At 36.7% G+C, this 7,028-nt stretch carries 10 protein-coding genes; 8 read left to right on the top strand and 2 right to left on the bottom strand.

The window, feature by feature from the left end; translation table 11 throughout:
- Both H5201_RS22995 and H5201_RS21810 read left to right on the top strand, forming a co-directional pair.
- Positions 1–710: hypothetical protein (locus H5201_RS22995; RefSeq protein ID WP_220497197.1), on the top strand; the 710-nt coding region annotated here is incomplete at its 5' end.
- 683 nt (positions 711–1,393) lie between these two features.
- On the top strand, positions 1,394–2,245 hold the full coding sequence (locus tag H5201_RS21810; RefSeq protein ID WP_182785381.1) for a hypothetical protein: 852 nt from the start codon (positions 1,394–1,396) through the stop codon (positions 2,243–2,245).
- Positions 2,246–2,461: 216 nt separating this feature from the next.
- Here H5201_RS21810 and H5201_RS21805 read toward each other — a convergent pair whose 3' ends face one another.
- On the bottom strand, positions 2,462–3,340 hold the full coding sequence (locus H5201_RS21805; RefSeq protein WP_182785379.1) for a LysR family transcriptional regulator: 879 nt from the start codon (positions 3,338–3,340) through the stop codon (positions 2,462–2,464).
- 93 nt (positions 3,341–3,433) lie between these two features.
- On the opposite strand from H5201_RS21805, the gene H5201_RS21800 reads away from it, so the two are divergent.
- The 6 genes from H5201_RS21800 (at position 3,434) to H5201_RS23595 (ending at position 6,909) form a co-directional block, all read left to right on the top strand.
- Positions 3,434–4,054, top strand: coding sequence for a LysE family translocator (locus H5201_RS21800; RefSeq protein WP_182719141.1), 621 nt, complete (start codon positions 3,434–3,436; stop codon positions 4,052–4,054).
- A 14-nt stretch (positions 4,055–4,068) separates the two neighbouring features.
- Positions 4,069–4,761, top strand: a complete 693-nt coding sequence (locus H5201_RS21795) for a glutathione binding-like protein (RefSeq protein ID WP_182719140.1) — start codon at positions 4,069–4,071, stop codon at positions 4,759–4,761.
- An 18-nt stretch (positions 4,762–4,779) separates the two neighbouring features.
- A complete protein-coding gene (locus H5201_RS21790; RefSeq protein WP_182759236.1) occupies positions 4,780–5,451 on the top strand; it encodes a glutathione S-transferase N-terminal domain-containing protein in 672 nt (223 codons plus the stop codon).
- Between the two features lie 81 nt (positions 5,452–5,532).
- Complete coding sequence (locus H5201_RS21785; RefSeq protein WP_077535648.1) at positions 5,533–5,913, top strand: hypothetical protein; 381 nt, start codon at positions 5,533–5,535, stop codon at positions 5,911–5,913.
- Between the two features lie 242 nt (positions 5,914–6,155).
- On the top strand, positions 6,156–6,422 hold the full coding sequence (locus H5201_RS21780) for a hypothetical protein (RefSeq protein WP_077535649.1): 267 nt from the start codon (positions 6,156–6,158) through the stop codon (positions 6,420–6,422).
- Positions 6,423–6,573: 151 nt separating this feature from the next.
- On the top strand, positions 6,574–6,909 hold the full coding sequence (locus H5201_RS23595) for a tetratricopeptide repeat protein (RefSeq protein WP_404936359.1): 336 nt from the start codon (positions 6,574–6,576) through the stop codon (positions 6,907–6,909).
- A gap of 24 nt (positions 6,910–6,933) precedes the next feature.
- On the opposite strand, the gene H5201_RS23590 is transcribed toward H5201_RS23595, so the two are convergent.
- Positions 6,934–7,028 (bottom strand): IS3 family transposase (locus H5201_RS23590; RefSeq protein WP_404936147.1); only part of this gene is annotated, 95 nt, incomplete at its 5' end.

Below are 7,028 nucleotides of genomic sequence, written 5' to 3'. Positions count from 1 at the left end.
CAGGAGCTACAGGGGAAACAGGAGCTACAGGGCCTCAAGGTGTAATCGGAGTTGCTGGCATTAATTGCTGGGATCTAAATGGTGACCGAGTCAATGATCTCGATGAAGATATCAATAAAGATGGTCTGTGGAATGCCTATGATTGCGCTGTCGCCGCTACTCCTGAACAAAACCAGACAGTAGAACTGAATCATCAGCATATGTGTGAGGCCTTAGCGGCAAACAATATATATCCAGTAGGCTGCCCATCCAGTACTCATACAGTCCCCACCGGTACATTGACAAGAATGATATCTACAAACTTTTTTGACGATGGTACGGGCAATAGACTTCTAAGCTGTGGCGATAGCCCAAGCAATGGATTACTCAGCATAAGCCTACGAGACTTCGTAAACTCAGATGGCGTTACCGTTAAGGAAGGGTGGTGGGAGCTAGAGGGCGGATATATCGCTAAATCAGGAACTATGTCTATATTTGAATCAGTTAATGGCGGGTGCCAGGACCTCTGTGCAGCTGATGCAGACTGCATCGCTTCGGTCGCTGTTAGAACATCGTCTGAATCTTCATCTTGCCGTTTATATTACCATTCAGATACTGCCATAAAATATGAGCGATTTTGTGGTAGGGAAATCCCTGGTGTCTTTAAAGCAGAAGATCAATGCAAACTAACTCTAGCCGCCAATGCTATTTGGGCGTCTAAGTGTCCATAACTTTGAATACTTAACAAATCAAAGCAAGCGGACTTGGTAAAGCTGTCAGCTTTTTTGCATGGGCAAAAAGGCCGCCAACTTTACCAAGCCGTTGTTTGAGGCGTTAGGCGTCATTTGCTTACAGCATTAAAATGTGGGTTCAGACGTGACATTACGGCATCAAGGTTGTTTCGCTAGGTTGTTTTTCCGGCTTGCTTCTTCGGTAGTTTCAACGGCTTTAGCAACGCGTTTTTCATCAATATCGTAACGCCAACATTCTGCATTATCAGCTTTCTAAACTCGCTCTTTTATCCAGCATTGTCGTTAACATCTGGCATTTCGCACAGGGTTGTTTTATCTTAAATTCAATAATTTAAATACGCGGCCTAATTGGCTAGTGGTGGCAGCAAAGCTGCGTACTTTCAGTTGTACGCCTAACAAAACGCTGTTGGCACTCCCTTCGGTCGCTGGGACGCTAACACGTGGGCTGGCTCGCTTCGCTCGGATTTTAGCCCACGTGCTAACGCCCCAAAGCTTAGCGTTGAGGCTGTAGAATTACTCTTTTTTAAGAAAAACAACCTGTTTTATGGGTTCTAAATGCATTACCTAATGCTTTAAAAACGCTTAGAGTTAATCACAGGAGCTCGTTTCTTTATTGAATTTGGCTGTTGGAGTTATTCTACAGTCTCGTTAGGTAAAATCACATGGTAACAGGTCAAGATGTAGTATTGACAGCCAAAAAGGACTTAGAGAGTTTTTTTACTCCTGCTGCTAACTTTGAGCTAAAAGTAGAATTAAATTCTACTTCGCGGCATCACGCTAGCGTTGTTGGCGTAGGAGACGACCTTCGCATCCGATTTTCTAATGATTTTTGTTATGCTGCAGTTGATGGCATCGATGCACTTCATTACTACGCATTAATCATTAGCCATGAAGTTGCTCACTATATGCATTCGCATAATGAACACAAAGACGAAAGTGAAAACGATAGTAAAAGTATAGAAGCATTTGCTGACTTTTTTGGCACTCGTGTAATGATGACCTTAATTACATACGGTCAAGAGTTTATTAAACTCTATGAAGTAATCGGCTTCAAATTTCATGGTGGTAAAGTTCTCGATAGTGTGGGAGCTGCGATAGCAGAGCTATCTGATACGTTATTTAAGTCCGACTCTAAGAATTATCCAAATTGTATTTCTAGAGTTGGCTTTTGTGCTTCAGGCGTTACTTCTTTCCTAGATAAACAATTCGGTAACATGGATATTCAACGCTCAATGGATGTACTTACGCGCATTTATTCAGCAGGCAGCTTGCCACAACTTTTTAAGTACCAATCTGATGACTTTGACATGGATCGTGATTTTATTTCTATCTCTGATGAAGTACACAAGTCCATACAAGGCATTAATATCTGTATTACAAGGGGTGTTAAGCCAAAGTATTTAAAGTTCATTGGAACATCGTATCACTCAACACCAGAATCCAGAGAGATATATGTGGAATCGATGTTGAGCATTGCTAACGAGCAGGGATTGGATTTACCAAAATTTACCTAACAAACACATTAAGGCGCTTCGCTGGGACAGTAACACGTGGGCTCTGTCACTTTGCTCGGATTTTAGCCCACGTGTTACTGCCCTTTATGTGGGTGTTACGAACGTCCGCAATTGGCACTGAGCCGTCATTCGGATCTAAATTGTTTATGCCCCCAAAATAATTTAACGTAAATACTCTAAAGCAAACTGTAATAGAGATCTGCATAATGCTTTACCTTAGTTAGTTAAATTTTCTGAAACAAAATCTATGAACTTCCTAACTTTTAACGGTTGTTTTTTGTCTGCATAAAGAAGGTGGACATTTCTAACTTTTGGTTGACACCCTTCAAGTACTCTAATGAGTTTTCCAGATTGGATGCTTTCTTCAAGCAAATGATAGGGTTGAAGAATAATGCCAATCCCCTTGAGTGCTGCATTTTTTAGTGCACTACCATTATTACTAATGAATCTACTGGTTTGTAAATGTAAGAGGTCAATTCTAAACTCCTTTTTAAAATTAGAGCTATCAAACCAAGGTTTAAAGCCTAAAAAATGATGATTTTCTAAATCCGTTATATTTTTTGGGGGACCGTTAGTTTTTAGGTATTTTGGTGAAGCACAAAAAATAAGTTGTTGGGAAAAAACTCTCTTTGAGATGTAAGAAGCGTCTTTCAAATCTCCGACTCTGAAAACGATATCATAATTGTCTAAAACAACGTCAGTTAAAGAATCGGATAATGTAAGGTCTATTCTTATTGCGGGGTTGGCCTCTAAAAAGTCGGCAATGATTGTTGTTAATACATGAGTACCAAAGTTGTGCGGAGCATTCACGTTAATCAAACCTTCAGGCTCTTTTGTAAAATCATCCATTGAAAGAACTAAATCTCTATATTGCTTTTGTAACGCTTTAGCTTTGTTTAGATACACCTCACCAGCTTCTGTTATGTTTTGTCCTCTAGTACTTCTATTAAGTAGTTTAATATTTACTTCCTTTTCTAGAAAATTCACATATTTGCTTACCATTGTTGTGGAAATATCAAATTTCGTTGCGACTTTCGAAAAGTTTTTTTCCTTGCAAACAGAAATGAAAATCTCAATAGCTTTTAATCTGTCCATGTAAACCTCTGGTTTAAACTGTTTTAATCAAAAGTGGGTTAGTGATTTTATCCTAGCAGTATAAAATGGGCTCGTAAATCAAATGGAGTCAATATGGAAACTTACCACTTAATTAGCTTTGCATTAGTGTCATTCCTGACTGTGCTTAGTCCAGGTCCAGCTGTGTTATTTACAATTCACAATGTGTTTAATGCAAATTCACAAGATGTACTGAAGGGGGTTCTGGGTGTTGCAACAGGAATATTAATAGTAGGTTTCTTTGCAACGTTGTTAATCATGTTTACAACAGAAGCCGTTGGCGGCGCATTTAAGGTTCTTAATCTTGCAGGAGCTTTTTATTTTTTATATTTGGCAGCAAATAATCTTAAGGCATTTAAATATAAAAATAGTTTGAGCAATGAACAGAAAAAACATTTTTTTCACGGCCTAGTCATCAGTCTACTGAACCCAAAAGCACTTGCTTTTTTTATATTCATCTTTCCTACATACATGCAAGAAAATTATATTTCTGCGGGTATAGCAACACTATTAACAAGTATTTTTGCTTTAAATGTATTACTTGTTCATTGCTTCTATTATTTTAGTTTTAACTACTTAACTAAAACAATAGGCATTGACAAGTTCGCAAATTACTTCAATCGACTATCAGCATTTACTTTTTTTATCTTCGCTTTGTTTATGTTTAATCAATTTTTAACAAGCATTACTCAATAACTTAAGGTATCACTATGATTGATTTATATTACTGGACTACGCCCAATGGTCATAAAATTACGATGGCACTTGAAGAGCTAGGTTTGGATTACAATTTATATCCAATAGATATATCTAAAGGGGAGCAGTTTTCACCTGAGTTCAGCGAATTGAGCCCCAACCAAAGAATACCAGCAATAATCGATAACGCCCCATTCAATACTTTTAAACCAATCAGCATTTTTGAATCAGGCGCTATTTTGCAATATTTAGCTGAAAAATCAGGGAAATTAATCGGTGAATCTCTCACTGATAAATATAAAGTCTTACAATGGTTAGCTTGGCAAGTAGCCGGACTTGGCCCTATGGCTGGACAGAATCATCATTTTATACATTATGCTTCTGAGCAAGTACCTTATGCAATTAACCGCTATCAAAATGAGACGAATCGTCTTTATAGTGTTATGGACAAGCAACTGGCGCAAACTGAATATTTAGCTGGTAACTTTTATTCAATTGCTGATATCGCGTGTTACCCTTGGATAAGAATACATGCTTTTCAAAGTATTGATATTGAGAAGTTTAGTAACCTTAAGCGCTGGTTAAATAATATCAAAACGAGACCGTCAACAATTAAAGCTTTTGAGGTGGCAAGTAGAATTAATACCCAACCTACGGTTAATGAAAAGGCGTCGCACCTACTTTTTAATCAATCGCATGTTAAGTGATTTATTTAGGAGAACAACATGATTAAATTGTATGAATTAGCAGGAAAAAATGGGGTTATTTTTAGTCCTTATTGTTGGCGTATAAGAATGGCGTTAAGTTTTAAAGGGGTGAATTTTGAATGCGAAGAAGTCGCTTTCACGGACATTAAAAACATCAGTAAAGGGCTATTTAAAACGGTGCCAGTAATATCAGATAACAACAATGCTATTAATGATTCATATGATATTGCTGTCTATCTGGACAAAACTTACCCAGATACACCTTTACTTTTTCCAAATGAAGATTCAAAACAAACCTTTAGATTTATTGAAGCGTGGTCTAACTCGCTTCATTCTGATATCGCACAGATTGCAATTTTTGACATTTACAAAAAATTACAAGATAAAGATAAAGCATATTTTAGAAAATCAAGAGAAGCTCTTTTCTCAATGCCTCTTGAAGATGTACAAGAAAGCAAAAGTGCTGAAGCTACATCTAGTTTACTAAAAAAATTATTGGTTTTAGAAAAGTACCTCACAAGAGCAAGGTTTGTAGGCGGTTTAAATCCAACATATGCTGATTTCATCATTTTTGGTAGCTTGAAGTGGCTACTTCAAACGAGCGAACCTTTCAGTCATCATGAACTTCCAGAAAAGACTAGAGAATGGTATGTCGAGCTTTCAAATCGATATAGTGCACCTTCAAGTTAACGTAATGTCTTTAAAAATTAACCTTAGAAAAGGGACTGGAGTAATGATTTGCTCTGCAATAAAAGTTTTGTGGAATGTAATATGTATATCCGCTTTGTAATTAACGAATTTTGTCATGAGTCAAATCAGCGTCTAGGTCTATTTCTTGCTGTTAGGTATATGAAAGATGATAATAAATTTTTGGATTATGAGTTGGAACAAGCAGAGAGCATTATGGAGTGGTTTAACAACCACCTAGAATCGCCATTGGATTATTTGAATGCTCAAAAACTTAGAAAAGCTGATATTTTCATAAGTTGGTTCAAAATATCGGCCAAAAAACATATTTCTAAGGTTAGAGAATTTGTTGTATTGCTAGAAAGTAAAGGTATCGTAGTTGAAAAAATCAGAACAGAAAGACCTGGAAAAATAGTTTATTCAGATGAATATCAAGTGTTTGCTAAGCCATTTGAAAAGTATTAACTTTAACCACCCCTGATAGTTTAGCTGTACCACTTATCAATTGGAAAGTACTTTACTGTTATACATACACAGACATATATAAATTTTACCTAAATCAACCTCAAATAAAGGTTACTAACCCGTATTTGAGATTTTAAATTACTGTGTGGATGCAATTCACTCTAGTTGATTAATAATGGATTGTAGTTAACTGTTTTAAGAGCTGATACCAAAAACGAATTGTAAAAAATAAGAGACAATAGATGACAAGTGATACACCAAAAGACTATAGCGAGGATATGTATAAATTCTACTTTGAGGTTGGTGAGTGGAAGGGCGAAGCTCTTACAATCATTAGCTCATTTCTAGGTCATTATCATTCGAAGAATATAACCAAATTAGAGTTTGGTTATGAACTGATAATGCCTATTCAGTGCGTACCAGATTTGGTGTCACTTTTGATTGAGAAAAACATAGCTATTTATCAGATAGTGCGTGGTGAAAAAACACAAGAAACTTGGCGGTTATGACGAACTTGTAGAGTTGAATCAGTTTTTGTCACATTTTTCCTGTCCCTTGGTTTTAGTGTTTAAGGTGGATAGCTATTTTGTGTAATGTACTTTATTAAGATGTTATTAGCTTTGAGGAGATTATGGAAAGTATAATAAAACAAGCAATTCAATTGCGAAAAGAGGCAAACATCATGAGTCAATAGCGTTACTTAAAACGCTACTAGATAATGAGACATATTCTGCTAAAGCTCACTTACAAATTGCTTGGTCGTACGACAATCAAGGTAAAGAGAAAGAAGCGGTTGAGCATTATCTGACATCTCTTACAGGTCCTTTATCATCCATTGAAAGATTCGATGCTTTGTTTGGACTGGCAATTAACTATCGAAGCCTTGGTATGTATTCAGAGGCCCTAAGCTATTTCGAGCAAACGATCAGTGAGTATCCTAGTTGCATTGAAATCCAACCTTTCTATGCCATGTGCCTTTACAACATAGGTCTGTAATGGTCAACAAATTCTGTAGAGATTCTAAGCGGCATTTTTTAATTCATTATATTTCTGATGTGGCGTCATATAATTAAGCGTAGAATGCCTACGTTTGTAATTGTAAAACTGAATATAAT

The sequence above is a fragment of the Pseudoalteromonas sp. SG43-6 genome (assembly GCF_014164365.1).
In the GTDB taxonomy this organism is placed as follows: Bacteria; Pseudomonadota; Gammaproteobacteria; order Enterobacterales; family Alteromonadaceae; genus Pseudoalteromonas; species Pseudoalteromonas rhizosphaerae.
The sequence above is the reverse complement of the archived record's forward strand: the minus strand, read 5'-3'. Positions and strand labels throughout refer to the sequence as shown.